The following is a 26,477-nucleotide window of genomic DNA, read 5'->3' on the forward strand; positions in this document are numbered from 1 at the left end:
CCGCCAGCGTTCATCCTGAGCCAGGATCAAACTCTCAAATTAAAGTTTGTTTCCCGATTCAATGATTAACCACTAGCTAATTATTAAACCGTTCTACTGTTGTTTGGTTTGTTTTTGTTCTGAATTTCTCAATTCAAAGATATCTTTACCAAAAGACTCTTTTTTATAAGAATTTTCAGGGTTTTAAACACTGTTCAATCTTTCATTTTCAAGGTTCAGTTTTGTTTTTCGCTTGTCTCTTTCAAAACAGCTTGTATATTTTATCAAACTATTTTGTTTTTGTCAAGCACTTTTTTCATCTTTTTTTCAAAGGCTTTTCCGATTCGAAAATCGGAAGCGCAGAAGGAGGGATTTGAACCCTCGCGCCGCTATTAACGACCTGCACCCTTTCCAGGGGTGTCCCTTCAGCCTCTTGGGTACTTCTGCAAAGTACCGATGCCTGAACATCAGTTATATCATATTTAATTGGCAGGCTTTCTTGCCTGTCCAGCGGAGAGGGTGGGATTCGAACCCACGCGCCCTTGCGGACAAACGGTTTTCAAGACCGCCTCGTTATGACCACTTCGATACCTCTCCTCAAACGTGCTCTGCTATTTTAACAGAAGTTTTTCCGTTTGTCAAGAGCTTTTTGAAATTATTTTTTAATGTTTTCGCTCCGAACTTTCGTCTCATTCGTTTCCGTTCAGCGCTGCAACGATTAATGATTCTACCACCAACATTTGATTCTGTCAACACTTTTTTCAAACTTTTTTGACATTTTTTTCAAACCCTGAAAAAGCGCCCTTTTAAGCCCACTCTTCCGCTATGCCCTTGCTAGTCTTCCGCCTTAGTCTTTCTTCCTAGTCTTCCGCCTTTTTCCGATGCGCCAGAAGTGCCTCCGCAAGCACGAGATCCTCCGGTGTTGTAACCTTCAAGTTTTCATAGCTTCCCGCTACCAGCTTCACCTTCTGCTTCGTACAGGTCTCCACAACCATCGCATCATCTGTGATTCCCTTCTGGAGAGACTCCTCCTGCATCAAACGATCATATGCTCCGCGCACCAGCTCATAGGAAAATGCCTGTGGGGTCTGCACCTGCCAGAGTTTCGAGCGATCCGGGGTCGCCTCTGCATATCCATCCTCATCTGCGACCTTGATCGTATCCTTCACCGGCATTCCTGCGACACACGCCTTCCACGTGGCCGTCTCCTCCACGATCCGGTCAATCATCTGCTCCGTAATCATTGGACGCGCCCCGTCATGGATCAGAACGTACTCACAGCCTTTTAACGCCTTTAATCCCTCATAGACAGAGTGGTAGCGCTCTTTTCCGCCCGGAACGACCGCACAGACCTTTTTTAAGTTCAGAGGCGCAAGGATCTCCTGACGCACATACTCCTCCTCACCTGCACCGACAACAAGCACAATCTGATCCACGCAACTTTTCTCAAACGCCTCGAGTGCATGACAGATCAGAGGACGCCCCGCCAAAAGCAGATACTGTTTCTGAACCTTGCTGTGCATCCGCTTTCCCTGCCCTCCGGCAAGCACAACTGCACCTACCTGTTTTGCTGTTTTCTCTGTTTTCTCCGTTTCCACAGCTTCCACAACAACTGCCGCTCTCTGCTCTGTCTTCTGCATCCTGTTTTCCCCCGTATTTACTCTTGGTGCTCTTGGATCTCTTCAAAAATCAACGCGTCTTTTTATCGCTCTCCCAGCTTCAGGTTCGGAATCGCATTCAGATCCCATCCGTGGCGCGTTCCCTTCATGTACTCATAATAACCGGCAACCCCAATCATCGCCGCATTGTCCGTACAGAAAATCGGTGACGGATGATAAAAATGAATTCCCGCCTTATCGCAGGCTTTCTGCATCGCTGTTCTGAGCGCAGAATTAGACGCAACTCCACCTGCAATCGCCAGACGGTCATATCCATAATTCTTTGCCGCAAGAACCGCACGGCTCACAAGGGCCTCAACGACCGCATTCTGGAACGATGCCGCCAGATCCGGCACACAGATCTCCTCCCCGGTCATCTTCGCCTTATTGATGTAATTGAGAACCGCTGACTTGATTCCGCTGAAACTGAAATCATACGGACATCCCTCAACCTTTGCACGCGGGAACTCCATCGCATGAGGATTTCCGTCTTTTGCCGCCTTATCGACCTTCGGTCCACCCGGATAACCGAGTCCGACTGCACGCGCAACTTTATCAAATGCCTCTCCCGCTGCATCGTCGCGCGTTCTTCCAATGATCTCAAACTCGCCGTAATCCTTCACGATCACGAGATGCGTGTGTCCGCCTGAGACGATCAGACACACAAACGGTGGCTCCAGATCCAGATTTTCAATATAGTTTGCAGACACATGCCCCTCGATGTGATGCACACCGACAAGCGGTTTCTTGGCAGCATAAGCGATCGCCTTCGCCTCTGCGACACCGACAAGCAGAGCACCCACAAGACCCGGTCCGTAAGTCACTGCGATTGCGGTGATGTCATCCAACGTCACATTTGCATCGGAGAGCGCCTGCTCAATCACCTGATTGATCTTCTCAATGTGCTTTCTCGATGCAATCTCCGGCACAACTCCGCCAAACTGTGTGTGCAGGGCAATCTGGGAGGAAATCACATTGGAGAGCACCTCTCTGCCGTTTCTCACAACAGAGGCCGCCGTCTCATCGCAGGAACTCTCGATTCCGAGAATCAGGACATCCTTCTTCTCAGTTCCAGCTTCCCCTGTCGTCTCTCTCTCTTTTTTCTCTTTCTCTGTATTCTCTGTATCTTCCATCATCATTTCTGCTCTTCTCCGCTCTCTTCCTCAAACATCAATTCTTTCGTCCAGCCGTCTCTCGCAGCCTTCGCCTTCGGGAAAATCTTTTTCACCTTGTCCATGAACTCATCCGGGCGCGTCAAAGACGGGCTGTAATGCGTCAACCACATCTCCCTCGGCTGAGCGCGACGTGCGAGATCTGCCGCCTCATACATCGTCATATGGCGGTGTTCTCTCGCCTTCGCCTCTTTTCCGTCCTCGCCGTACATGCCCTCACAGATAAAAAGATCGGCATCCTGCGCATACTCCGCAATCACCGGAACGGGACGGGTGTCCGTGCAGTACGTCACCTTGAGTCCCCTGCGGTCCGGTCCAAGAACCATATCCGGCGTGTAGGTCACTCCGTCCATCTCAAGCGTCTCGCCCTTCTGAAGACGGCTCCATGCCTTCATCGGCACGCCCTGCGCCTTTGCTCTCTCCACATCAAATTTTCCTGTTCTCGGAATCGAGATCGAGTAACCGTAACAGATGACATTGTGGTTGACGCGGTAAGCATCAATCGTGTACGGTCCGATCTTGAGCTGTTGTCTCTGCTCCTCCAGTTCAATAAACTGTAACGGAAACGGAAGTTCCGGCGCAATCACTCTGAGTGCTCCGACCACGCGCTCAAGTCCCTTCGGTCCGATCAGCGTCAACGGCTCCGTACGCTCCGCATTTCCCATCGTGAGCAGAAGTCCCGGAAGACCACTGATATGATCTGCATGATAATGCGTAAAGCAGATGACATCAATCGGCTTCGGGCTCCATCCCTTTTCTTTTAACGCAACTTGGGTTCCCTCTCCGCAGTCAATCAGAAGACTGCTTCCATCACAACGCGCCATCATCGCAGTCAGCCATCGGTATGGAAGAGGCATCATGCCTCCGGTTCCCAGTAAACAAATATCCAACATAAATGTGTGTTCCTCACTTCTGACAATTATGAACGCATTGAGAGAGTTTTCAAAAGCACTCAAGCCCCATCGAGATTCTCTCAAGGTTCACGCTTATCAAATGATAACACACCCTTTACATGAATTCAACCTGTTCCTCGGTCTCCACCGCAATCCGAAATCCGGAAATCAGCTCATCGTAACAGGATTCACACAGATCCCAGCGATGGATCTCTCCGTCCTTCTCCGAGAAGAAATTCCAGTTCTGAGTTGCCTCAAAAAATCCTTCTCTCACAATTCCATTCTTGACAATCAGTCTCTTCCCACACTGGTTGCAGATCAGCGCGCGAATCTCCCCATTCTCCGTATATTTTTTCAAAATCTTTTCCTCACTCTCTCACATTTTATCCAAATTTCTTGTTTTCCCTGCGCCGAGTACGCTTTTTCATTCCACTGCACCGAGTGCGTTTCTTCGTTTCACTGCGGTCGGTGCATAACAAGCGCCACTGGCGCTTTTCACCCTTGCAGAACATTTTCGTATGATAAGACGCAATTTCCTATGAAACAAAAAACGGGTAACCCACCTCTGGGCTACCCCTGCATTATAAACACAATTTTCTCAGTTTTTAAGTGGGAATTGATGTCAATTCCCGTCGTTTTGGGTATCTTGTTCCCGTTCACATATTGCGCAAATCCCTATTCATGCGTTTTCCTATTCACGCATTGCTCAAACTCAAACAGGATCGGCATTTTCCATCCGTTTCCACATGATCAGCGCATCCTCTGTCGGATTATGGTAATATCCCTTTCGCACTGCCTCTGCACGAAATCCCCAGGACTCGTAGAGATGGCGCGCCGGCGCGTTGCTCTCCCGAACTTCCAGGCTGATGGCATTCACCTGCTCAAATGCAGATTTTTCCATCATGCTCTTCATCAGCTGACCTGCAATTCCCATTTTTCGAAACTCCGGTCTCACCGCAATTCTCTGCACCTCGCCCTCCCCGGCAAGAATCCGAAGATTGCAATATCCGAGAATCTGTCCGTCCTGGGCGAACACATAGTAGGTGTCATAGGCGCTGTAAAGCCCCGACTCGAGAAGTTTATACGACCAGTTTTCGGAAAAACAGATCCGCTCAAGCTCTGCGACTGCCTCGAGATCTGCCTCCTCCATCAGGCGAATCATGCCTTGCCCTCTCTCTGACTTCCGTCACCGACGGAGTGACCCGCTGCGAGCTCTGCGACCTTGCCCTGACGCTTTGCCTCCTCAAGCTCTCTCTCCGCCTGTGCCTTGCGCAGGTAATCCGGCTTGTGCTCCATCGCCGTCTCCGTCTTTCCCTCTGCAAAATACACGCCACCAAGCACGGCAACACTCGCTCCGCGCTGTCGGGAACACTGTGCCGGTGCAAAGGAAAACGGAACCTCCAGATTCTCTTTAAAAATCTGCGCATTGACCGGAACACCATCACCAAGCAGGATCACGCGCTCCCCGTACTTGTTCAGTTCTCTCGCAAGTTCTCTCGTATCCATCATGCACGGCTCCATCACCGTCTCAAATTCCTGCTCAAACCGATAAACTCCGGTATAAACCTGATTGCGACGCGCATCCATCATCGGACAGATCAGCGCAGATGTTCCATAGAGATTGTATGCCATCGCATCGAGCGTCGGCACATGAATCAACGGCTTTTTCAGTGCAAGACCGAGTCCTTTTGCAGTCGCAGATCCAATTCTAAGTCCCGTAAACGATCCCGGGCCACCCGAAACCGCAATCGCGTCGATCTCACTCAAATCAAGCTCAATCATCCGACACACCTCATCAATCATCGGAAGAAGAGTCTGCGAATGTGTCTTCTTAAAATTGACGGTGTACTCCGCTGTCACAACCTCATCCGTGACAACTGCCACCGATGCAACGAGAGATGAACTCTCAATTCCCAAAATTTTCATCATCAAATCCTCTCAATTTTCAATATCACTTTTTTCTATCACGTTTCTTCTAGTCTTCTATCTTTCAAACCCGTTTCTGTCACCGTTTTTACCTTGCACAAACGGTAATGTCTGTGACTTAGTTATGATCTAACAAACCGTGATTTTCCGGTAATCAAAGCCCTTCTCGAGATCCTTCTCGATCTGAATGTGAATCACATTGTCGGGCAGGATCTCCGGCACAAGCTGAGCCCACTCAATCAGGCAGACTCCCTCTCCGTAAAAGCAATCCTCATAGCCGATCTCATCCATCTCACTCACATCCCCGATCCGGTACACATCAAAATGATAGAGCGGAAGTCTTCCGTCCTCATACTGCTGTACAATCGTAAACGTCGGGCTGTTTACCGGTCCCTCAATGCCGAGACCCTTTGCAAATCCCTGCGTAAAGACGGTTTTGCCAACTCCCAAATCTCCATCCAGACAATAAATCTGTCCCGGCTGTGCATTCTGTCCCATCTCAAAACCAAATGCATAGGTCTCCTCCGGTCCGTTTGTTATCTTCTCAATTTTCTCCATCTCTCTATCTATCATCCCTTCTATGATCTGTCTATTGTCTATCCCGTTATTCCTTCCGGTTTCTGCTCATCATTTCGACTCGCCTTCCCCGTTTTTAAGCCTGCATTTTGCCGTTTTTTTCTTGTCCCGCGTTTATTTCGCCCTGCATTCGTTTCGCCCTGCATTCGTTTCGCCCTGCATTCGTTTCGCTCTGCATTCGTTTCGCTCTGCATTTATTTTGCTTTGCATCCGTTTTGCCCGGAACATGCAGTCTCTCATTTTTCTTTCGTCTTCATCGTCAGAGAAATTCTCTTTTTCGCGAGATCCACACTCAGCACCTTGACTTCCACAATATCCCCGACGCTGACCGCCTCAAGCGGATGGCGGATGTAGCGATCCGTAATTTGAGAAATATGAACGAGACCATCCTGGTGAACACCGATATCCACAAATGCACCGAAATCGATGACATTTCGCACCGTTCCCTGAAGAATCATCCCCGGCTTCAAGTCCTTCATCTCCATCACGTCCGTTCTCAAAATCGGCTTTGGCATCTCCTCTCGCGGATCTCTTCCGGGCTTCTCTAACTCTTTTACAATATCTCGCAGAGTCACTTCCCCGATGCCAAGCTCCTCTGCCAGTTTTCCGTAATCGGAAATCTTCTTATCCAGACCAGAGATTCCACCCTTTGCAAGATCCTCTACTCCACATCCCAGCTTTTCAAGCAATTTCTGAGCCGGTCCATAACTCTCCGGATGCACCGAAGTCGCATCGAGCGGATTCTTCCCGCCATTGATTCGCAGAAAGCCCGCGCACTGCTCATACGCCTTCGGTCCGAGCTTTGCCACTTTCAAGAGCTGTTTTCTCTCCGTGAATGCGCCGTTCGCCTCACGGTAATCCACAATATTCTTCGCGATCGTCTTCGTGATTCCGGAAATATATCCGAGAAGCGGAGCAGAAGCTGTATTCAAATCCACGCCGACGCGGTTTACACAGTCCTCCACGACTCCGCCAAGCGCCGTGCCTAATGTCTTCTGGTTCATATCGTGCTGATACTGTCCAACTCCAATCGACGCCGGATCAATCTTCACAAGCTCCGCAAGTGGGTCCTGAAGGCGTCTCGCAATCGAGGTTGCACTTCTCTGTCCGACATCAAAATTCGGAAATTCCTCCGTCGCTAGCTTGCTCGCCGAGTAGACCGAAGCGCCCGCCTCATTGACAATCACATACGAAACCTTCTCCGGAATTTCCTTCAACAATTCGACAATGATCTTCTCCGACTCTCTCGACGCCGTTCCATTTCCAACCGAAATCAGAGAAATTCCATACTTGCGAATCAACGCTTTCAGTACCTTCTTCGACTCCTCGACCTTATTCTGAGGGGCAGTCGGGAAAATCACCGTCGTGTCGAGCACTTTTCCCGTCGGATCAACGACGGCGAGCTTGCATCCTGTGCGGAATGCCGGGTCCCAGCCGAGAACCACTTTTCCCGTGATCGGAGGTTGCATCAAAAGCTGTTGAAGATTCTTTCCGAAGACATGAATCGCCCCTGCCTCCGCCTGCTCCGTCAGACTTCCACGAATCTCTCTCTCTATCGCCGGTGCAATCAAGCGCGCATAGCTGTCTTCCACTGCCTCTCGAAGAATCGGACTCGTGTGCGGATTCTTTCCACGAATCACCTGACGCTCGAGATAAGCTAAAATCTCATCCTGCGGTGCCTCAATCCGGACACTCAGAATCTTCTCCTTCTCTCCGCGGTTGAGTGCAAGCACACGGTGACCGGCGCACTTCTTGATCGGCTCCTGATACGCATAATACATCTCATACACCGATTCCTGCTTCTCATCCTTTGCGCTTGAGACAATCAGACCCTTTTCCGTCGTCACACGGCGAATCCATGTCCTGTAATCCGCCTGATCGGAAATATGCTCGGCAATGATGTCTCTCGCCCCGTCAAGCGCCGTCTGAACATCCACAACTTCCTTCTCCGGCGCAACATACTTCTGCGCCACGTTTCGCAGATCCTCATCCACATTCTGAAGAAGGATCAAATTGGCGAGCGGTTCTAAGCCCCTCTCCTTCGCAATCATCGCTCTCGTTCTGCGCTTCGGGCGATACGGCAAATAGAGATCCTCAACCGCAACCATCGTCTGAGCAGATCGAATCTTCGCCTCAAGCTCCGGCGTCAGCTTTCCCTGCTCCTGAATCGTCGCAAGCACCTGCTCCTTCTTCTCCTCAAGACCGCGCAGATATTTGAGACGCTCGTCAAGATTTCTCAACACCTCATCATTTAAAGATCCCGTCACTTCCTTGCGGTAACGGGCAATAAACGGAATCGTGTTTCCCTCATCAATCAGGCGCACCGCTGCCTCCGCCTGCTTATATCCAATTTGCAATTCTTCCTGCAAAACTTTTATGATATCCATATGCTCTTATATGTCCTATCTGATATTCTATTTATGATGTTAAATATTTTTATCTTACGGCACTTTCGGTTCCAAAAGTGCCTACTTCTGAACAGTAACATCATTGTACCTCATATCAGATTCAGATTCAAGTCGACCCTTGAGGTTGATTTCTTTTTGTGCTACAATGGCGATACTATTTTGTTACAATTTAGGCACTACACTGTAACACGATTTTTTACCAAATAATCAAGAACACATAAGAAAGGTATTTTATTCCATGACACCATCTGAATCATCAAAATCTGCATTTCATATATGCGCCACCATCAGCCTGCTCTGCGGAATCCTCGGCATTTTTTCATTCTTCTATCCGCCGATTCAGCTGATTTTCGGCTCCTCCGCACTGATTCTCGCCTACGTCTCCAAAAACAGCGGTTCCCTGCATGGCTCCGCAATCGCAGGAATCATTCTCGGAGTCCTCTGCATCATTATCAGTTTCGTAATTTTCAAAGAATATATCTGGGTCATGGATCTGCTCGACGATCCCGCCTCCTCGGCAGAGATCAAAGAAATGATTCAGATGTACCGAGATCTCATTGAGCAGGCACTCCCGCTCCCGACCACCTGACAAGATTGATCAAAAGGCAACGAAAAACACCGGCATTTTCCCTGAACTTATTACAGAGAATATGTCGGTGTTTTTATTAAAAAAATTTGAAAATGTGAAGATTTGAACTTACCCATTCTTGCATCCAGCTACGCTGTACACAGGGTCGTACACAGGTTGCAGAAGCGAGAAAGATTTCGCAAACCCGTGTGAGACGTCGGTGCTTGGACTGCGTATTTTGCAGTCTTATGCACCGCTACGTCGAACCCGGAGTGCGAACGCGTTTGCGGAACTTATCTCGCTGGCGCAACCGTGAATCACAACCGTAAGTCACGATCATAAATCCGCAGCCACAATCGTAACCACTCCCGCAAATATAGCTCTCGAAATTTCTAACTATTTAATCAATCCTTCAGCCTCTTCACTCTCGAAAGCTCTCAATTACTTAGATTCTCGCACGGATAAACTGAAGCACCTCTGCCTCTAACTCTGCCTTCTTCGCCATAAACGTAGCCTCCGGCATCTCCTCCGTCACAAATGCGAACTCTCCGGTTCCGTCGAGAACGATCTTCTCAACCTTTCCAAATGCCTCCTCAACGGTCTTCTCCTTGTCTGCAAGCGTACCTGCAACACGAACAAAGTAGCGATGACGAGAAGACAGCATCGGCTCAATCTCAAGACGCTTTGCATCCCAGCCAAGGCGAATATTATTCTTCAGATTCTGTGCTTCCTCAATGATATCTGCGACAACCGCACTTGCAGTCGGGAGCTTTCCTGCACCACTTCCGTAGTACATCGAAGTTCCGAGCATATTGCCCTCAACGAGAATTCCGTTAAATACATCGCTGACCATATACAGCGGATGATCCTTTCCGATCATCACCGGTGCCACCCATGCATGCACCTTATCGCCATCGATCTGGCTCGTTCCAAACAGCTTCACAGAAGTTCCCATTTTCTCTGCATAGCGGAAATCCACATCCGTGATCTTCGTGATTCCCTCGGTATAGATATCCTCGTAGTTGACCTCATGACCGGTCGCCATAGCCGTCAGGATTGCGATCTTACGGCAGGTATCGTGGCCCTCCACATCTGCCTCCGGATTGCGCTCTGCATAGCCGAGATCCTGTGCCTCTTTAAGTGCAGACTCAAACGTTGCTCCGCACTTATCCATCTTCGTCAGGATGTAGTTCGTCGTACCATTCAGGATTCCGGTGATCTCCTCGATCTTCTCTCCATTCAGGCAACGATACAGCGGGCGGATGATCGGAATACCGCCTCCCGCACTCGCCTCAAACATGAAGTTTACGGATTTCTCGCGTGCGATCTCGAGAAGCTCGGTACCGTAAGCTGCGACAAGTGCCTTGTTGGAAGTCGTCACATTCTTTCCTGCAAGCAGGCATGCCTTTACGAACGGATAGGACGGGTTGAGACCTCCCATCGTCTCCACTACGATGCTGACCTCCGGATCTTCCTCAATCACCTTGAAATCATGGATGATCTTGTCTGCAACCGGGCTGTCCGGAAAATCTCTCAGATCCAATACATACTTTAATGCAACTTCCTCACCGACTGCCTCTGCAATCTTTTCTCTGTTCTGCTCAAGAACCTCCGCAACACCGGAACCGATTGTGCCATAACCCATGATTGCTACCTGTATCATTGTCTCTTCCTCACTTTTCTCTGATTTTCCCAGTTTGCTCTGGTTTTCCCAGCCCGCTTATTCTCTGGCCAGAATCTTAACGTAATGAATGCCCTGCTGTTCCTCGATCTCCTCCACCATCTTTGATACGTTTCCGGTGTTCGATTTGACCTCGACAGACAGAGTCAGCGTCGCCACGCCGTTGACGGGAATACTCTGGTGAATCGTAAGAATGTTCGCCTTATAAACTGCTACAATGTGGAGCAGATCGGAGAGGAGTCCCTGCTCATCGTCCATCTGAACCACAAATGTGACTGTTTTTCCCTTTGTGTTGTCATAGAACGGAAAGATATCATCCTTGTACTTGTAAAAAGAGCTACGGCTCAAACCGACCCGTTCTGTGGCATCCTGCACCGTCAGCGCCCGTTCCGATTCGAGAAGTCTTTTCGCCTCCACAACCTTCAACAGTACTTCCGGCACCGCTTTCTGCTTTACCACAAAATACTTGCTCTTCTCTTCTGCCATCTCTGATTCCCTCCGTCATTTGTTCGTGTAACAAGCACACTTGTGCTCATGTGGAAGATATTAGCACAAAAAGAAACAGGATGCAAGCATTTTATAACATGCATCCTGTTTTTCTGTTTAACATTTAATCTATTAATCCGTTTAATCCATTAATCCGTTTAGTCCATTAATCTGTTTAATCCTCAGAAGCCGTTCTTCGATCCGGGCATCCCAGACTCAGCCAGCGCAGGTATGCACTGATGAACGGATCGAGATCTCCGTCGAGAACCGCACTGACATTTCCGGTCTCCTCGCCGGTACGCAGATCCTTGACCATTGTGTACGGCTGAAGCACATAGGAACGGATCTGGCTTCCCCAGCCGTTCTCCATAACCTCGCCTCGAATATCAGAGAGTTTCTCCGCATTTTCCTGCTGTTTGAGCATATACAGCTTTGCTTTCAGCATCTGCATTGCCTTGTCCTTGTTCTGGAACTGAGAACGCTCATTCTGACACTGTACCACGATTCCAGTCGGGAGATGCGTGATACGGATCGCAGAAGAAGTCTTATTGATGTGCTGTCCACCGGCACCACTCGAGCGGTAGGTATCGATTCGCAGATCATCCGGATTGATATCGACGTCGAGATCCTCCTCGATATCCGGCATCACATCACAGGAAACGAACGAAGTCTGGCGCTTACCTGCCGCATTGAACGGGGAGATACGCACAAGACGGTGCACGCCTCGCTCGGACTTCAGATAACCGAACGCATTTTCGCCGTTGATCTGGATCGTCACCGACTTGATACCTGCCTCATCGCCGTCAAGATAATCGAGAACTTCGGTCTTGAAGCCCATCTTGTCTGCCCAACGACAGTACATGCGGTAGAGCATCCCACACCAGTCACAGGACTCAGTTCCGCCCGCACCTGCATTCAGGCGCAAGATCGCATTGTAGCGGTCATACTCGCCGGAAAGCAGGGTCTCCATGCGGAGTTTCTCAAGGTTATGCTCCAGCTCTGCAAGCATCTCCTCGACATCCGGAATGACGGATGCGTCATTCTCCTCATTTCCCATCTCAATCATGACCTGGATATCCTCATACTGCTGTTCCAGCCCATGATAAAGCTCTACGGTGTCCTTGAGATTCTTGGCTTCCTGCACGAGCTTTGCAGAGCGCTCCGCATTGTCCCAGAATCCCGGCTCCTCCATAGATTTGTCTAACTCATCGATTCGTCTGACCTTGTTGTCCAGGTCAAAGTGAATCCCTCACTTCCACTAATGGTTTTTCGAATGTTGATAACTTGTACTTGTACGGATCAAGCTCGACCATTGTGTCACCCACTTTCATTTTTATATTTTTTAAAGCAATTTTTCAATTTTTCAAATAATTTCCAAAGCGCTTGTGGCTTCCTGATGTTCCGATTTTCTAATCTTCTTTTCTAAATCAATCTTCTTTTTTTCTAATCTTTTTTCCTAATCTTCTTTTCTAATCTTCTAACGATTATTCGATTATTTCTTACACCAGTTTTCTTCCACAGCACTGCTTATACTTCTTACCGCTTCCGCACGGACACGGATCGTTCGGGTAAATCTTCTGCTCTTCTCTCTTCTTCGGAGCCTGAACAGCAGACTCATCGCGGTTCGTTCCGGTTACCTTTGCAGCCGGCTCACGCTCGAGCTTCTGCTCAACGCGGATGTGGAACAGGATGCGAACGGTCTCCTCGGTGATCGCAGCAGTCATTGCCTCGAACATCTCGTATGCACTCATCTTGTACTCGACAACCGGATCACGCTGACCATAAGCCTGAAGACCGATTCCCTCGCGGAGCTGATCCATATCATCGATGTGGTTCATCCACTTGTTATCGATAACCTTTAACAGAACGACACGCTCGATCTCACGCACCTGCTCAGCATCCGGGAACTGTGCTTCCTTCTCCTCGTAGAGCTTGATTGCCTCTTCCTTGAGCATATGCTTAAGCTCGTTCTTCTTGCTGACCGGATGGTTCTCCTCATTGATCGGCTGAAGCGGAATTACCGGAGTCAGCAGGTTGTTAAGCTCTGCCCAATCCCAGTCAGAAACGCTCTGCTCATCGGAAATCGACATATCCACTGCATTCTCCACGATGTCAGTGATCATCTTCAGAACGAGGTCACGCATGTTGTCGCCATCAAGAACTTTCCGGCGCTCTGCATAGATGATCTCACGCTGTTCGTTGTTGACCTCATCGTACTTGAGCAGGTTCTCACGCAGACCGTAGTTGTTCGTCTCGATCTTCATCTGAGCCTTCTCAATCGCGCTGGAGAGCATCTTGTGCTCGATCTGCTCGCCCTCCGGCACACCGAGAGCCTCAAACATCTTCATCAAACGCTCAGAACCGAACAGACGCATCAGATCATCCTCAAGAGAGATGTAGAAACGGGACTCACCCGGATCTCCCTGACGACCGGAACGACCGCGGAGCTGGTTATCGATTCGTCTCGACTCATGACGCTCCGTACCGATTACTTTCAGTCCGCCTGCTTTTCTTGCTTCCTCATCCAGCTTGATATCGGTACCACGACCTGCCATGTTCGTCGCGATCGTGACTGCTCCGTGGATACCTGCATCTGCAACGATCTCTGCCTCGAGCTCATGGAACTTCGCATTCAGGACCTTGTGCTGGATTCCGCGCTTCTTGAGCATCTTGCTTAAAAGCTCGGAAGTCTCGATTGTGATCGTTCCGACCAGAACCGGCTGTCCCTTTGCGTGAGCTTCCTCAACCTCTTTGACAACGGCATCGAATTTTTCTTTCTTTGTCTTGTAAACGGCATCCTCATGGTCGATACGCTGTACCGGACGGTTTGTCGGGATTGCGATTGCATCCATGCCGTAGGTGTTACGGAACTCCTTCTCCTCGGTCAGAGCTGTACCGGTCATACCAGATTTCTTCTTGAACTTGTTGAAGAAGTTCTGGAACGTGATCGTCGCAAGCGTCTTGCTCTCACGGCGAACATTTACATGCTCCTTCGCCTCGATTGCCTGGTGCAGACCATCGGAATAACGACGACCCGGCATGATACGTCCGGTAAACTCATCGACGATCAGAACCTCGTCATCCTTGACAACGTAATCCTTGTCGCGGTGCATCAGGTAGTTTGCACGCAGAGCGAGGATGATATTGTGCTGGATCTCCAGATTCTCCGGATCTGCAAGGTTCTCAATGTGGAAATACTCCTCGACCTTGCGCACACCTTCCTCAGTCAGGTTTACAACCTTATCCTTCTCATTGACGATGAAGTCACCAGTCTCCTCGATGTCCTCGCCCATGATTGCATTCATCTTTGTGAACTCGCCGGAAGCCTCGCCCTTCTCAAGCTGATGAGCCAGAACGTCGCAGACCTCATACAGCTTTGTGGACTTTCCGCTCTGACCAGAAATGATCAGCGGAGTTCTCGCCTCATCGATCAGGACAGAGTCAACCTCATCGATGATCGCATACTCAAGACCTCTTAAAACCATCTGCTCCTTGTAGATTGCCATGTTGTCACGCAGATAGTCGAAACCGAGCTCGTTGTTCGTTACATAGGTAATATCACAGGCATATGCCTTCTTACGCTCCTCAGAATTCATCGGGTTTAAGACGATACCAACGCTCAGTCCCAAGAACTCGTGAACCTGTCCCATCCACTCGGCATCTCGCTTTGCCAGATAGTCGTTGACGGTGACAATGTGAACACCCTTTCCAGTCAGTGCATTTAAGTATGCCGGAGCGGTCGACACAAGGGTCTTACCTTCACCGGTTCTCATCTCTGCGATACGTCCCTGGTGAAGAACGATACCACCGATGAGCTGTACCGGATAGTGCTCCATCTTCAGCACACGCTTTGCAGCCTCACGGACCGTTGCAAATGCCTCCGGCAGAAGATCGTCAAGCGTCTCTCCGTTTGCCAGTCGCTCTTTGAAAATACGGGTGTTGTCGCGCAACTGCTCATCCGTAAGCTCTCCCATCTTGGGCCTCAGCGCCTCAATCTTGTCCACAATCGGATAAATCATCTTGAGTTCCCGCTCGCTGTGGGTGCCAAATAATTTCTCTATGAGATTCATAAATTCTGTCTCCTAAACATTTTTCTTTCCAGCCAGACAAGTAGAGTCTGACCCATTTTACAGTCAATCCTAGTCATTGTAACACTAACCCTCGATTTATTCAAGTTTTCCCCCTCTACTTCACAAAAAATTAACCTCTTTTTTGATCCGTTTTCCACTCCTCTCCCCTAGTTTTCCCACTTTTCCACCAAAACAAGACAGAAACAAAACAGAAATGAAACAGAAAATCAAACTTTTCTCTCCAAATCTATCCCTCACTTTTCCATTTTTACAAAGTATATTTTTTCAATATTTTCTCTTATATAGAAATATTTCTATTTATATTTTTTTAAGAATAATTGTCACAACAATTTGTGTATTTTGGTTGAATTTTTCGGACTTGTGTGTTATACTGGAGTCATCTCAAAAGAAGGAGCTGATGACTATGCGTTATACTATTACAGGAAGAAACATCGATGTGACTCCGGGTCTGCGGGCAGCAGTAGAAGAAAAGATTGGAAAGCTCGATCGCTATTTTAATCCGGACACAGAGGTAATCGTCACTCTCAGCGTGCAGAAAGGCAAACAGAAAATCGAAGTTACGATCCCGGTTAAGGGAAATATGATCCGTGCGGAAGAATCCAGCAGTGATATGTACGTTTCCATCGATCTGGTAGAAGAGATCATCGAGCGTCAGATGAAAAAATATAAGAACAAACTGATCGACAAGAAGCAGAGCGCAATGGCATTCTCAGATCTGTTCATCAACGAGGAGTTTGATGGCGATGACGAGATCAACATCGTGAAGACCAAACGCTTCGCAGTAAAGCCGATGGATCCGGAAGAGGCTTGCGTGCAGATGGAACTGCTTGGTCACAGCTTCTATGTATTCCTGAATGCAGAGACCGAACAGGTCAATGTGGTATACAAGAGAAAGAACAACACCTATGGTCTGATTGAGCCGGAATTCGAGTAATTATTCCAATTGATTAGATTCATAAAAAACCAAATTTGGGGAAAATTCGAGGAGGTGCAATTGCACCTCCTCATTTTAGCTTTATTGCTCAGCTTATTCTACTTAGATCAGCTTTCTGACCCATCTCTTTCGCTCTCCCAGACATGCCATCCCCCACGCAAAAATCAGCATCGGAATAAAGATGCAGAGCATAATATTTTTCTCCGTCAACGGCAGAGGATTGATCTTTGCCGTCCACGAGAAGAAATAAAAGAAATAAAAGTGAGACAGATACACCCACTCGCTCATCGCTCTAAGTCTCGTGAAAAGTTTCCAGTCCGGCAGACGCAAGGAGAGCGCCGACTCGGTCAGGAAAAAGGCGGTCGGGGCAGCGGAAATCACAATGTTGATATTTCCGCAGTGTGTGACCTCCTTTTTCATCGCCCAGCAAAAGAAGACTGCCAGCGCAAACGATACAAGAAACGGCAGGCTCCTCTTTTTCTTCGCAAAAACAAGGCCGAGACACACATAAAAACTCCCGTAAAAAATTCCATTTCTCATCGTCATGCAGTGCTGTCCGTAGAGATAAATCAGGTTTTGGATCTTCTGCGGAAGCATTGCCGTGAAATACCAGTTATCGCCGAGACACCCTGCAATAAACAGCGCGCCTGTCACAATCAGCGCCGGTGTGACGTAGCGCGCGCCGAGTGACACGCACCAGACGATCAGACATGCCGTGATCAGCGCCGGCAGATACCAGAGCTGGGCTATCGTGCTCGAGAAGAAGAACGAGCGGATGTAGAAAATCACACTCTCCTTGATCGACGCGGTCCCGTGGTACCAGTTATAAATATCAATTGGCCAGTAGATCACGCACCAGAGCACATAGAGTTTTAAAATGCGCCAACAGTATTTGCAAACCTGTCTCCATCCACCTCTTTTTACGGAACCTGAGAGACTGCGACTGCTTCCACCGGCTCCCGATTTTCCGTTTTTTGACGGATCTGAGGTTTGATTTGCCAACTCTCTCTGAACAGAGGATGACGAGGCTCTTCTCTGCGGTTTTCTGCGACTTCTCCCGCGTCCAGCTTCCTCATTTCCACTTTCATTTCTATTGTTACTTCCATTTTTTTCATTTCTTTTATTTCTTTCGTTTCTCCCGTTTCCGGTTTCCGTTTCTTTTTTCTTTTCTGATCTCTCCTCTGCGGATCTTTCAGTCCCGCAGATTTTCCGAAACAGAAGAAATCCGGCGACGGTGAAGAAAAACGGCACTGCCAGATTGGAGAGCCACGAGCCGACGGTCAACCGCCACGGGCTCTCCTGCGCATAAAACACCTGAATCATATGACGACCGGCGACGAGAAGGGCGAGAACAAACTTTACAACATCAACACCATAGTACTGTTTTTTCTGCTCCATGCCTACCCCTTAATTCAAGAATGTTCCCGCTTTGCTCGGGGTTCGATAATTGTACGGGGATATGATGACACCGGTCCTCGAGTTGCTCGAGTGGATAACCTTTCCATCTCCTATGTAAATTGCCACATGGGTGATCGTGCTTCCGCTTCCATAGAACAGAAGATCGCCCGGCTGAACGCTCGAAATCGGGATCGTCTTGACATTCTGAGCCTGATCTCTCGAGGTTCTTCCCGTCGTGATTCCAAAGTGCGCAAAAATCGCCTGCGTAAATCCGGAACAGTCTGCTCCTGTCGTTAGGCTTGTCCCACCGTACACATATTTGTTGCCGAGGAACTGTTTTGCGTAAGCGACAATCGCCGTTCGCGTCGCGGTGACAACTGCGGTAGAACCCGGTCCGCCACTGCCTTTGATCGTCGCACTGTTCTTGGAATCCGAGGTTCCTGCGGTCGTCGTGCCAGAAGAAGTCGTCGTGTTCGACGGCTGTACAACAGTCGCAGACGGCTTCGTGCTCGTACTGCTACTATTGCCATTGCTTGTCCCACTGCCACTTGTTCCACTGTTTCCACTGCTATTGCTATTATTATTGTTATTATTCTGCGCCGGTGAAGTCGTCTCAACCTCATCCGGTTTTGTCGCAATGATCGTCGCCCCGTTGTCGGAGGACGGATTTGACGTTGCAGGTGTTGATCCGCCATTTGCAGAAGAATCCGTACCCGAAGGATTTGGAGCGATCGTCGTGCCATTGTTTCCGGTCTGGCTCTCCTCCGCCTCCTCCTTCGCCTCAACTCTGCGGACTTCCTCAAGTTGTGCAATCGCGGAGTCTGCCTCCTGCTTTCTCTTCTCCTCTTCCGCCTTCTTTTCCTTTTCCTCCTGAAGCGTCACTGCCTGATCGAACTCCACGCGCGCCGTACAGTAGTTCTTGGAAATATAACCGACAAGGTCTTCATCGATCTCGACCTTGAAGAAGTCTCCCTCATCGTCAACGACAATATACTCCGCGCCCTGAGACAGCAGAGTCAATGTCGTGCTCGTCAGATTCGGCTCTGCTCTCAGGCGAAGTCCATCCGCGCTGATCGTGACGAACTCTCTCCGAATCGAGCGTGCAAGCTGTTCTGCCGCATCTCCGGTCACAAAATACTGTGCCTTGATGTATCCGGTTACCGCGCCCGACTGGATTCGGTACCATTTTCCACCCTCGCCCTCGACGGTTTCAAGAATCGTCGCCGCACAGTTGTTATAAATCTTTCCGACAATCGTGCTGTCCGTATTTGGATTCTCTCTGATATTTACATAATCGGATACCTGCGAGACTGCAATATTCTCATAATTTCCCTGTGATGCCACAACCGACACCGTATGCTGAGATTTCTGCACATCTGCGTAAGCGGGAATCACTCCCAGAGTCATTGCGCACACACAACCCAGGGTTAACATCCTGATTGTTTTTTTCATCTATTTTTCTTCCTCTCGTCTCCCTCGAATTCAAGTAATTCAAGTATTGCAAAAACGTTCACGAAACCTTTAACCGTGCTTCTTTAATGGTGATCCCGGTGATTCCATTCATTTAAGTACCGCTCAGCACTGCTGACTGCATTCGCGCCATCCGCAGTAGCCGTCACTATCTGGCGAAGCTGTTTCGTTCTCATGTCCCCCGCCACAAAAATGCCCGGCACACTCGTCTCGCACGTCTCCCCGGCACACACATAGCCGTGATCTGTCTGAACCAGATCTTCCACGAACGTGCTGTTCGGCTCAATTCCGACTGCCACGAAGACTCCGCTCACAGAAAGCTCCGAATGTTCCCCGCTCTTCACATTGCGAAGCTGAATGTTCTCAACTCTCTGCTCCCCGCAGATCTCCTCGACCACAGTGTCCCAGAGAACTGTCACATTCTCAAGCGCCAAAAGCTGTTCCTGAAGGGATCTCGCCCCGCGCAGTTCTCCTCTGCGATGAATCAGATAGACGTGACTGCACATCCGGGACAGAAAAATCGCATCTTCGAGCGCGACATCTCCGCCTCCGACGACAGCGACCTCTTTTCTGCGGAAAAATGCTCCGTCACACGTCGCACAGTAGCTCACACCGGAACCGCGAAGGCGCTCATCGCCCGGAACTCCAAGGCTCTTGTGCGTCGCCCCCGAAGCCAGAATCACCGTCTTTGCAAGATAGGTTCCCTTCTTTCCCGTGAGCACCTTCCATGTCTTTTCAGAGTCAAAATGTGGTACCATCTCTGTGACACCCGGCGCTTCCACCTGCGCAACACGCAGATCCCTCGGATCCCTCGCTCCGTCCTCCGAAGCATCGATCGCCTGAAGATCCGTCTCCTGCTCTTGCATCAGGCGAATTCCCACAATCTCATCGGTGACAAATTCTGCTCCGAGGTGATCTGCATGCTCCCGGAATTTCGTTCCGAGCGTAAATCCATCCACCCCCGGAAATCCCGGATAATTCTCTACCTCATACGTCGTCAGCACTTGTCCTCCGCTGACCATCTCTTTCTCAATCACAAGAGTATTCAATCTCGCACGCTGTGCATAAATCCCTGCGGTCAGTCCTGCCGGACCGGAACCGACAATCACCAGATCATATTTTTTTTCCATGTTTCACTCCTGTTTTATTGCTTACGTTCCGTTACAGTAAAGTAACTTCGTTGCTCCCCATCGCGTCAAAACCGCGTCACTGTGGTTCAGTATAACACAAGTTTCTTTTAAGATACAGAGAGTTACGGAAATTGTAATTGAATCGTAAAAGATTCCAAAAAGTTCGAGATCACTTGGGAAGATTTCTTTCTGTGGGTAGGAATTTTCGGATCTGAAAACTCCGTATGATCCCACAGTGGAAGCAGATTTTCCTTGCTCATTATTCCCGAAAAACTTATAATAGAATTATCGTAACGATTATCAGATTTTCGGACCTGATAAATACAACACACACTTATCACATAAGCAAATAAGAGAGAAAGGAAGCGTGTTTCTATGGCAAAAAAAGTAGTACTTGTAACGGGTGCTTCCCGCGGAATCGGAAAGGCGATCGCCGTAAAATTTGCGAAAAAAGGATATAACGTCATCATCAACTGCGCACACCGCGAGCGCGAACTTCTTCAGGCTCAAAAAGAGATTTCCAGTTATCAGGTCGGTTGTACCGCCTTCCTCGGAGACATGGGAAAAATGGAAGACTGTGAGAAATTATTTGCGCTGATCCGCAAGCAGTATGGCTCTCTCGACGTCCTCGTCAACAATGCCGGCGTCGACTATATCGGACTTCTTCAGGATATGACGAGTGAGGATTGGGACCGCATCATCCGCACGAATCTGACCTCTGTCTTTAACTGTTGCAAACTGGCAATCCCGATGATGCTGTCTGCCGGTTCCGGAAAAATCGTAAACATCTCCTCCGTCTGGGGAAATGTCGGAGCTTCGTGTGAAGTCGCCTACTCCGCAACAAAAGGCGGAATCAACGCGTTCACTCGCGCCCTCGCAAAGGAACTTGCGCCGAGCAACATTCAGGTCAACGCCGTTGCCTGCGGAGCGATCGACACAGAGATGAATCAGTGGATGGAGGAAGATGAGATGCTCCAGCTCGTCGATGAGATCCCGGCAGGTCGTCTCGGAACCGCGGAGGAAGTCGCTGATTTTGTCTACCACCTCGGATATAAGGGTTCCTACCTGACCGGACAGGTCATTGCGATGGACGGCGGATGGATCTGATCCCCATAAAAATAATTTTTTAAAATTTTTTATTTTTTTTGCAACATTTTATTCTCCTCATCTGTATAACTCATGAAGGGAAATAATTCCCTTAGGAGTTATCCTGTAACCCATTCAAGGATTCAAGTTGAAAAAACAATCAGGAAAGATGAGGAGAATTTTATTATGAGAAGAACAAACAAAAATGAGAATGTAGCAAAGGTAGCAAACTGGAACAAGAATGATCTTGATATGCAGGGCAGAAAAACTGGCAACCGCAAGATCCGCACCTGTCTCACGGCACTCGGTCTTCTGACACTCGTTTCGATGAGTGCCTGCGCAAGACACGAGACGGCAATCGCAGCAGAGACAACCTCGATCGGTGCAGAGACCTCCGTGAATGAGACCGGACAGATGACCTCGATGCCAAACCCATTCACGGATCACACAACCCTTGATGATGCACAAAACAGTGCCGGATTCTCCATCAAGATTCCGAACGAGATCCAGGGCGTCCCTGCAAATGTCTTTCGCACACTCGACAAGGAAATGATCGAGGTGATTTATCTCAAGGACTATGAGGCAAAGAGCGATCAGACAGGTGCAACCCCGGACACGAACGTTTCGGAACCGTCTTACACAGACCACACCGAGATCGCGCGGATCAGAAAAGGACTCTACGACAAACAGGACATCAGCGGAGACTACACCACCTACTCCGAGACTTCCACAGTTGAAGTTGGGACGCGCAAGGTTACGCTGAAAGGTGACAATGGCATCGTGATGACTGCAACCTGGACAGACGGCGATTACTCCTACTCGATCAGCACAGATGGCATCTCCGCCGACGAGATCAGCGCTCTGATTGCGGAGATTGAGTAATGGATTGCGTCATAGATTGCGTCATGTCATGGATTAAGTCATAAATTAAGGATTGGATTAAATCATTGATTACGTCATTGATTGAATATTGAGCCATGAAAAGATTTCATAAAAACATGTTTAGGGGATTTGTATGAGTATACTTTCGTTGGAACTTCCCTGCTCGCCGGGCAGTTTCGATTTTTTGAGATCACTGAAAAAATTTTTATCTGCTTTCCATGCAAAAATTTACGGATATGCGTCCGAGAAAAAACGCCTTGCACGACAGGACTCTGTCGCAGACGATGCCGAATACCTTCTCGATACCTACGGCAATTCAATTCTGCGCCTTGCCTATTCCTACGTCCACAATATGAGCGATGCCGAGGATCTTCTTCAGGATACCCTGATCACCTACCTCGACTCTGCTCCCGAGTTTGAAAATGAGGCGCACGAGAAAGCATGGCTTTTAAAGGTCACGGCAAATCTCTCCAAGAACAAGATTGCCTACAATCGCCTCCGCATGACCGACGAGCTCGATGAACAGCTGATCGACGAAAAGCAGGAAGATCTCTCCTTTGTCTGGGAGGCCGTCAAAAATCTTCCCGACAAATACCGGGAAGCGATTCATCTGTTTTATTATGAGGGCTACTCGACTGCGGAGATTGCAAAGATTCTCGAGCGCAAAGAGAGTACGATCCGCTCAGATCTACGGCGGGGGCGCGCGGAACTGAGATTTATTTTGAAGGAGGTGTATGACTTTGAATAAATCCCCCAAGAATAACTCCTACAAAGAAATCATGGACCGCATTGAAGTCTCGGATGAGATGCGCAGTCGGATTCTGGAAAATGTCGTGCTCTCCCAGGAGAAAAAACGTTTTCCGTTCCAGCGATTTTCCCGCTACCTCCCAGTGTGTGCCAGCCTCCTGATCCTCGCAATCGGAGCTTCCACACTCCCGCAGATGGTTGACCGCATCACAAACCCGACGCCGATTGAGGGAGTTGGAGGTGCCCCGGGAACTGCATCTATTGAGACCTGCAAATCCATCAATGAGCTCTCCCGAAGAATGGGATTTAAGGTCTTTGGGCTCTACGATTTCCCGTTTGAAGTGAAGTCCACCGAGTACACCTCCTACTTTGATGAGCTTGCACAGATCACTTACAGGGGCGCTGACAATGAGATTTCCTACCGCCAGTCCGCAAGAGGAGACGAGACCGACAATTCCGGAGATTACAACGAATATCCCGATGTCATCACGACGGAGCTTAGCGGACTTCCGCTTATCTTAAAGGGAGAAAATGGAAACTACGTTCTTGCGATCTGGTACGACAACAATTTCTGTTATTCGATCAAAATGGAAGTCGGATTGGAGAGAGCTAAGATCGAGCATCTTGTGGAGCAGATTGCGACGGAAGTAACCGAAGAATCAAGCAAATAAATTATCACAATAGCAGGCAATTTCCTATCACAAAAAAAGTCCCGCACCACCACCCGCTTATGACGGAGTCAAAAGCCGATGGGAATGCGGGACTTTTCTGTTTTTCACTTCTTTTAATTTCGGTTTTCCGGATTGAATTAATATTTAAATTAATATTTGAATTGATATTTAAGCTAATATTCAAACTAATATTTGATATTTCGTTTAATATTTCCGGATCGTGTCATCCGAATCGTCGGTGTTCTCGATTTTTCGGATTGTCACATAGTAGCTGTATGTCTCATTTGCCTGCACCAGCACGCGATCGCCGACTTTATGGCGCAGAATCGCCCGACCGAGCGGGGACTCGGTGCTGATCATATTGTGAATCGAACTTCCCCGGATACTCGTCACGAGCTTGTAGACCTCTTCCTCGTCGTCATCCTCCATGAAAAGCGTCACCGTATTGTTCAGTCCAACCTCATCCTCGCGGGACGCATCCGAAATCACAATCGCATTCTTGAGCAGATTCTCCAGATAGCGGATTCGGCTCTCATTCTGATTCTTTTCCCGCTTTGCCGCATGGTACTCAAAATTTTCGCTCAGATCGCCGTGGGAGCGCGCCTCCTTGACCGCCTCGATCAGTTTCGGTCGCTCCTCAAGTTTTCTCTGATCAATCTCCTGCTGAATTTTCTCTACGTCGTGCTGTGTCAGTTTCTCTCTCATTTTCCGTCAGATCCTTACTTATTTTCCTCTTCCAGGCTGTTCATTGCCAGCTTGATACATCCCATGATTCCCTGATCGTCGTTGAGACTTGCCGGAACGATGTAATTGTCGATGTCAGCCAGCTCTTTTGCCTGAATATAACCGTTCAATTCCTTGAGCATCTTCTCGCGAATCATCGGGAAGAGCTGTTTCTGGTGCATAACGCCACCGCCTAAGATGATCTTCTGCGGGCTCAGAGTCAGAACGATTCCCATCAGAGCCTGAGCGATATAATAGCTCTCAAGATCCCAGACTTCCTCGCGATCTGCGAGCTGGATTGCCTTTGCTCCCCATCTCTCCTCGATTGCCGGGCCCGCTGCCATTCCCTCAAAGCAGGTTCCGTGATACGGGCATTTTCCCTTGTAGGTATCGCCACTGCGCGGAACCATCTTCACATGACCAGCCTCCGGATGAAGCATGCCGTGAAGCATCTTTCCGTTCGTCATGATTCCAGCTCCGACACCGGTTCCGATCGTGAAATAAACGGCATCGGTCAGACCCTTCGCACAGCCCCAGGTCACCTCGCCCAGAAGAGAACCATTTACATCGGTATCAAAACCGACCGGAATGTTCAGTGCATCCTTGACTGCGCCGACAATGTTGTAATTTCTCCACGGAATCTTCGGCGTGGAAGTGATGTATCCGTAAGTCTCAGAATTCTTATTCAGATCGATCGGTCCAAAGCAAGCGATTCCAATCGATGCAATCTCCTTGTCCTTGAAGTATTCCAGAATTGCCGGCATCGTCTCCTCCGGAGTCGTTGTCGGAATCGACTTCTGCTCTAAAATCTCTCCGTTCTCATTTCCGATTGCACATACCATCTTGGTTCCGCCCGCTTCAAGTGCTCCAAACAGCATAGTATTACTCTCCTTTTCTTATTCTTATTTTCCCGTTTTTATTTTTGTATTCGGATTCTCATTTTATTTTGGCATTTTTATTTTGCCTTCTCAATCTTCAATCTTCAACTTTCGTTCCCATTTTTCCGTCACGGATTTTCTCTGTTTCTTTCTTCCAGCGAAATTTAAAAGAAATCTCCTTTGTTTAGGAAACGTGGGAAGTAATCAGCTCAAGTTTTCCGATAAATTCCAGATCTCCACAGCCAAACGGTGCAATGAAATGATCGCCTTTCTTGATCGGATGACCGTTCACACTTCCCTCGCCCTCAAGGACATCGACAATCAGGAAGGAGTACGGCTGTTCCATCGTCATCTTCTCTGCCACCTCAAAGTGATCTACGGTAAACAGCGGACAGCTCACAAGACGCTGGCTTACGTTTCCATCCTTCTCAACTGCCTCCTGCACGGTATTTTCTCTCTCCTGCGGACAACGGATCACATCGAGACTCTGCTTGATGTGAAGCTGTCTCGGCTTGCCATCCTGCAATCTTCCGTAGTCATACAGGCGGTAGGTGATGTTGCTGTTCTGCTGGGTCTCAAGAATCAACGTGCCCTTGCGGATCGCATGAACCGTTCCTGCCGGAATGTAGAAGAAATCTCCCTTGTGAATCGGGATCACATTCAGAAGATCGTCCCATCTTCCCTCGTCAATCATCGCCTTCAGCTCTTCTTTCGTCTGAGCCTTGTGACCGATGACAATGTCTGCTCCCTCATCACAGTCCACAATGTACCAGCACTCGGTCTTTCCTTTTTCTCCATTCTCATGAGAGTACGCATACGCATCATCCGGATGCACCTGAATGCTTAAATGATCTCTTGCGTCAATGAGTTTGATCAGAAGAGGAAAGACATCGCCCTCCAGATTTCCAAAAAGCTCTCTGTGCTCGTCCCAGAGTTCCTTCAGCGTCTTTCCCTGATAATGCCCCTCTGTCACAACACTCTGACCATCTGGATTCGCACTGATCACCCATGCCTCTCCGGTGTGATCTCCCTGCGTCTCATAACCATAAATGCTCTTTAATTTTGTTCCGCCCCAAATGACTTCCTTGCAATAAGGCTTCATAAATAACAGTTCACCCAT

At 48.8% G+C, this 26,477-nt stretch carries 24 protein-coding genes and 2 tRNA genes; 6 read left to right on the forward strand and 20 right to left on the reverse strand.

Annotated elements, in window-relative coordinates; translation table 11 throughout:
* Positions 1–337: 337 nt before the first annotated feature.
* The 10 genes from ACR0QT_RS11985 to ACR0QT_RS12030 all read right to left on the reverse strand — a co-directional run bounded on the left by ACR0QT_RS11985 (position 338) and on the right by ACR0QT_RS12030 (position 8,591).
* Positions 338–426, reverse strand: a tRNA-Ser gene (locus tag ACR0QT_RS11985).
* A gap of 64 nt (positions 427–490) precedes the next feature.
* Positions 491–576 (reverse strand) — tRNA-Ser (locus ACR0QT_RS11990).
* 263 nt (positions 577–839) lie between these two features.
* The gene (ispD, locus tag ACR0QT_RS11995) at positions 840–1,619 is read right to left on the reverse strand and encodes a 2-C-methyl-D-erythritol 4-phosphate cytidylyltransferase (protein ID WP_432630963.1); all 780 of its coding nucleotides are present in this window, start codon (positions 1,617–1,619) and stop codon (positions 840–842) included.
* Positions 1,620–1,681: 62 nt separating this feature from the next.
* Complete coding sequence (tsaD, locus tag ACR0QT_RS12000) at positions 1,682–2,770, reverse strand: tRNA (adenosine(37)-N6)-threonylcarbamoyltransferase complex transferase subunit TsaD (RefSeq protein ID WP_432630989.1); 1,089 nt, start codon at positions 2,768–2,770, stop codon at positions 1,682–1,684.
* Between the two features lie 2 nt (positions 2,771–2,772).
* Positions 2,773–3,702 carry a ribonuclease Z gene (locus ACR0QT_RS12005; protein WP_432630965.1) on the reverse strand — a complete coding sequence of 310 codons (930 nt, stop codon included), beginning with the start codon at positions 3,700–3,702 and terminating at the stop codon, positions 2,773–2,775.
* Positions 3,703–3,817: 115 nt separating this feature from the next.
* Positions 3,818–4,060 (reverse strand): hypothetical protein, encoded by a 243-nt coding sequence (locus tag ACR0QT_RS12010; protein WP_432630966.1) that lies wholly within the window; start codon positions 4,058–4,060, stop codon positions 3,818–3,820.
* Between the two features lie 354 nt (positions 4,061–4,414).
* The gene (rimI, locus tag ACR0QT_RS12015; RefSeq protein ID WP_432630967.1) at positions 4,415–4,864 is read right to left on the reverse strand and encodes a ribosomal protein S18-alanine N-acetyltransferase; all 450 of its coding nucleotides are present in this window, start codon (positions 4,862–4,864) and stop codon (positions 4,415–4,417) included.
* A complete protein-coding gene (tsaB, locus tag ACR0QT_RS12020) occupies positions 4,861–5,628 on the reverse strand; it encodes a tRNA (adenosine(37)-N6)-threonylcarbamoyltransferase complex dimerization subunit type 1 TsaB (RefSeq protein WP_432630990.1) in 768 nt (255 codons plus the stop codon). The genes rimI and tsaB overlap by 4 nt, the downstream gene beginning before the upstream one ends.
* A gap of 129 nt (positions 5,629–5,757) precedes the next feature.
* Positions 5,758–6,186: a tRNA (adenosine(37)-N6)-threonylcarbamoyltransferase complex ATPase subunit type 1 TsaE gene (tsaE, locus tag ACR0QT_RS12025; RefSeq protein ID WP_432630968.1), complete on the reverse strand. Its 429-nt coding sequence runs from the start codon at positions 6,184–6,186 to the stop codon at positions 5,758–5,760.
* Between the two features lie 254 nt (positions 6,187–6,440).
* Positions 6,441–8,591, reverse strand: a complete 2,151-nt coding sequence (locus tag ACR0QT_RS12030; RefSeq protein ID WP_432630969.1) for a Tex family protein — start codon at positions 8,589–8,591, stop codon at positions 6,441–6,443.
* A gap of 259 nt (positions 8,592–8,850) precedes the next feature.
* Here ACR0QT_RS12030 and ACR0QT_RS12035 point away from each other — a divergent pair, with 259 nt between their 5' ends.
* The gene (locus ACR0QT_RS12035; RefSeq protein ID WP_432630970.1) at positions 8,851–9,201 is read left to right on the forward strand and encodes a DUF4190 domain-containing protein; all 351 of its coding nucleotides are present in this window, start codon (positions 8,851–8,853) and stop codon (positions 9,199–9,201) included.
* A 424-nt stretch (positions 9,202–9,625) separates the two neighbouring features.
* On the opposite strand, the gene ACR0QT_RS12040 is transcribed toward ACR0QT_RS12035, so the two are convergent.
* The 4 genes from ACR0QT_RS12040 to secA all read right to left on the reverse strand — a co-directional run bounded on the left by ACR0QT_RS12040 (position 9,626) and on the right by secA (position 15,417).
* Positions 9,626–10,843, reverse strand: coding sequence for a homoserine dehydrogenase (locus ACR0QT_RS12040; protein ID WP_432630971.1), 1,218 nt, complete (start codon positions 10,841–10,843; stop codon positions 9,626–9,628).
* 57 nt (positions 10,844–10,900) lie between these two features.
* Entirely contained in the window at positions 10,901–11,347 is a 447-nt protein-coding gene (locus tag ACR0QT_RS12045) for an ACT domain-containing protein (RefSeq protein WP_177978350.1), read from the reverse strand.
* 175 nt (positions 11,348–11,522) lie between these two features.
* A protein-coding gene (gene prfB / locus ACR0QT_RS12050; protein WP_432630972.1) for a peptide chain release factor 2 occupies positions 11,523–12,660 on the reverse strand; the annotation gives its coding sequence in 2 pieces (ribosomal slippage) (positions 11,523–12,584 and positions 12,586–12,660; 1,137 coding nt in all).
* A 186-nt stretch (positions 12,661–12,846) separates the two neighbouring features.
* Positions 12,847–15,417 (reverse strand): preprotein translocase subunit SecA, encoded by a 2,571-nt coding sequence (gene secA / locus ACR0QT_RS12055; RefSeq protein ID WP_432630973.1) that lies wholly within the window; start codon positions 15,415–15,417, stop codon positions 12,847–12,849.
* Between the two features lie 424 nt (positions 15,418–15,841).
* On the opposite strand from secA, the gene hpf reads away from it, so the two are divergent.
* Positions 15,842–16,372, forward strand: a complete 531-nt coding sequence (hpf, locus tag ACR0QT_RS12060; RefSeq protein WP_432630974.1) for a ribosome hibernation-promoting factor, HPF/YfiA family — start codon at positions 15,842–15,844, stop codon at positions 16,370–16,372.
* Positions 16,373–16,474: 102 nt separating this feature from the next.
* Here the strand turns inward: hpf and ACR0QT_RS12065 are convergent, their stop codons facing one another.
* From ACR0QT_RS12065 to ACR0QT_RS12075, 3 genes are all read right to left on the reverse strand, one after another.
* Positions 16,475–17,770 (reverse strand): acyltransferase family protein, encoded by a 1,296-nt coding sequence (locus tag ACR0QT_RS12065; protein WP_432630975.1) that lies wholly within the window; start codon positions 17,768–17,770, stop codon positions 16,475–16,477.
* A 9-nt stretch (positions 17,771–17,779) separates the two neighbouring features.
* On the reverse strand, positions 17,780–19,222 hold the full coding sequence (locus tag ACR0QT_RS12070) for an NlpC/P60 family protein (protein WP_432630976.1): 1,443 nt from the start codon (positions 19,220–19,222) through the stop codon (positions 17,780–17,782).
* 83 nt (positions 19,223–19,305) lie between these two features.
* Positions 19,306–20,370: an NAD(P)/FAD-dependent oxidoreductase gene (locus ACR0QT_RS12075; protein ID WP_432630977.1), complete on the reverse strand. Its 1,065-nt coding sequence runs from the start codon at positions 20,368–20,370 to the stop codon at positions 19,306–19,308.
* Between the two features lie 375 nt (positions 20,371–20,745).
* Here ACR0QT_RS12075 and ymfI point away from each other — a divergent pair, with 375 nt between their 5' ends.
* The 4 genes from ymfI (at position 20,746) to ACR0QT_RS12095 (ending at position 23,756) form a co-directional block, all read left to right on the forward strand.
* A complete protein-coding gene (gene ymfI / locus ACR0QT_RS12080) occupies positions 20,746–21,477 on the forward strand; it encodes an elongation factor P 5-aminopentanone reductase (protein ID WP_432630978.1) in 732 nt (243 codons plus the stop codon).
* 165 nt (positions 21,478–21,642) lie between these two features.
* Positions 21,643–22,338 (forward strand): hypothetical protein, encoded by a 696-nt coding sequence (locus ACR0QT_RS12085; protein ID WP_432630979.1) that lies wholly within the window; start codon positions 21,643–21,645, stop codon positions 22,336–22,338.
* A gap of 133 nt (positions 22,339–22,471) precedes the next feature.
* Entirely contained in the window at positions 22,472–23,086 is a 615-nt protein-coding gene (locus ACR0QT_RS12090; protein ID WP_432630980.1) for an RNA polymerase sigma factor, read from the forward strand.
* On the forward strand, positions 23,073–23,756 hold the full coding sequence (locus ACR0QT_RS12095) for a hypothetical protein (protein WP_432630981.1): 684 nt from the start codon (positions 23,073–23,075) through the stop codon (positions 23,754–23,756). Before ACR0QT_RS12090 ends, ACR0QT_RS12095 begins: the two co-directional genes overlap by 14 nt.
* A gap of 204 nt (positions 23,757–23,960) precedes the next feature.
* Here the strand turns inward: ACR0QT_RS12095 and greA are convergent, their stop codons facing one another.
* The 3 genes from greA to manA form a co-directional block, all read right to left on the reverse strand.
* Positions 23,961–24,461, reverse strand: coding sequence for a transcription elongation factor GreA (greA, locus tag ACR0QT_RS12100; RefSeq protein ID WP_177978340.1), 501 nt, complete (start codon positions 24,459–24,461; stop codon positions 23,961–23,963).
* A 14-nt stretch (positions 24,462–24,475) separates the two neighbouring features.
* Positions 24,476–25,357: an ROK family protein gene (locus tag ACR0QT_RS12105; protein ID WP_432630982.1), complete on the reverse strand. Its 882-nt coding sequence runs from the start codon at positions 25,355–25,357 to the stop codon at positions 24,476–24,478.
* A 184-nt stretch (positions 25,358–25,541) separates the two neighbouring features.
* Entirely contained in the window at positions 25,542–26,477 is a 936-nt protein-coding gene (manA, locus tag ACR0QT_RS12110) for a mannose-6-phosphate isomerase, class I (protein WP_432630983.1), read from the reverse strand.

This window comes from Brotaphodocola sp., assembly GCF_050873365.1.
Lineage (GTDB): Bacteria > Bacillota > Clostridia > Lachnospirales > Lachnospiraceae > Brotaphodocola.

Excerpts from the sequence above, each read along its gene's own strand:
- ispD (WP_432630963.1), bottom strand. The coding sequence starts at position 1,619 with ATGCAGAAGACAGAGCAGAGAGCGGCAGTTGTTGTGGAAGCTGTGGAA.
- tsaD (WP_432630989.1), bottom strand. The coding sequence starts at position 2,770 with ATGGAAGATACAGAGAATACAGAGAAAGAGAAAAAAGAGAGAGAGACG.
- ACR0QT_RS12005 (WP_432630965.1), bottom strand. The coding sequence starts at position 3,702 with ATGTTGGATATTTGTTTACTGGGAACCGGAGGCATGATGCCTCTTCCA.
- rimI (WP_432630967.1), bottom strand. The coding sequence starts at position 4,864 with ATGATTCGCCTGATGGAGGAGGCAGATCTCGAGGCAGTCGCAGAGCTT.
- tsaB (WP_432630990.1), bottom strand. The coding sequence starts at position 5,628 with ATGAAAATTTTGGGAATTGAGAGTTCATCTCTCGTTGCATCGGTGGCA.
- tsaE (WP_432630968.1), bottom strand. The coding sequence starts at position 6,186 with ATGGAGAAAATTGAGAAGATAACAAACGGACCGGAGGAGACCTATGCA.
- ACR0QT_RS12030 (WP_432630969.1), bottom strand. The coding sequence starts at position 8,591 with ATGGATATCATAAAAGTTTTGCAGGAAGAATTGCAAATTGGATATAAG.
- ACR0QT_RS12035 (WP_432630970.1), top strand. The coding sequence starts at position 8,851 with ATGACACCATCTGAATCATCAAAATCTGCATTTCATATATGCGCCACC.
- ACR0QT_RS12040 (WP_432630971.1), bottom strand. The coding sequence starts at position 10,843 with ATGATACAGGTAGCAATCATGGGTTATGGCACAATCGGTTCCGGTGTT.
- ACR0QT_RS12045 (WP_177978350.1), bottom strand. The coding sequence starts at position 11,347 with ATGGCAGAAGAGAAGAGCAAGTATTTTGTGGTAAAGCAGAAAGCGGTG.
- secA (WP_432630973.1), bottom strand. The coding sequence starts at position 15,417 with ATGAATCTCATAGAGAAATTATTTGGCACCCACAGCGAGCGGGAACTC.
- hpf (WP_432630974.1), top strand. The coding sequence starts at position 15,842 with ATGCGTTATACTATTACAGGAAGAAACATCGATGTGACTCCGGGTCTG.
- ACR0QT_RS12065 (WP_432630975.1), bottom strand. The coding sequence starts at position 17,770 with ATGGAGCAGAAAAAACAGTACTATGGTGTTGATGTTGTAAAGTTTGTT.
- ACR0QT_RS12070 (WP_432630976.1), bottom strand. The coding sequence starts at position 19,222 with ATGAAAAAAACAATCAGGATGTTAACCCTGGGTTGTGTGTGCGCAATG.
- ACR0QT_RS12075 (WP_432630977.1), bottom strand. The coding sequence starts at position 20,370 with ATGGAAAAAAAATATGATCTGGTGATTGTCGGTTCCGGTCCGGCAGGA.
- ymfI (WP_432630978.1), top strand. The coding sequence starts at position 20,746 with ATGGCAAAAAAAGTAGTACTTGTAACGGGTGCTTCCCGCGGAATCGGA.
- ACR0QT_RS12085 (WP_432630979.1), top strand. The coding sequence starts at position 21,643 with ATGAGAAGAACAAACAAAAATGAGAATGTAGCAAAGGTAGCAAACTGG.
- ACR0QT_RS12090 (WP_432630980.1), top strand. The coding sequence starts at position 22,472 with ATGAGTATACTTTCGTTGGAACTTCCCTGCTCGCCGGGCAGTTTCGAT.
- ACR0QT_RS12095 (WP_432630981.1), top strand. The coding sequence starts at position 23,073 with ATGACTTTGAATAAATCCCCCAAGAATAACTCCTACAAAGAAATCATG.
- greA (WP_177978340.1), bottom strand. The coding sequence starts at position 24,461 with ATGAGAGAGAAACTGACACAGCACGACGTAGAGAAAATTCAGCAGGAG.
- ACR0QT_RS12105 (WP_432630982.1), bottom strand. The coding sequence starts at position 25,357 with ATGCTGTTTGGAGCACTTGAAGCGGGCGGAACCAAGATGGTATGTGCA.
- manA (WP_432630983.1), bottom strand. The coding sequence starts at position 26,477 with ATGGGTGAACTGTTATTTATGAAGCCTTATTGCAAGGAAGTCATTTGG.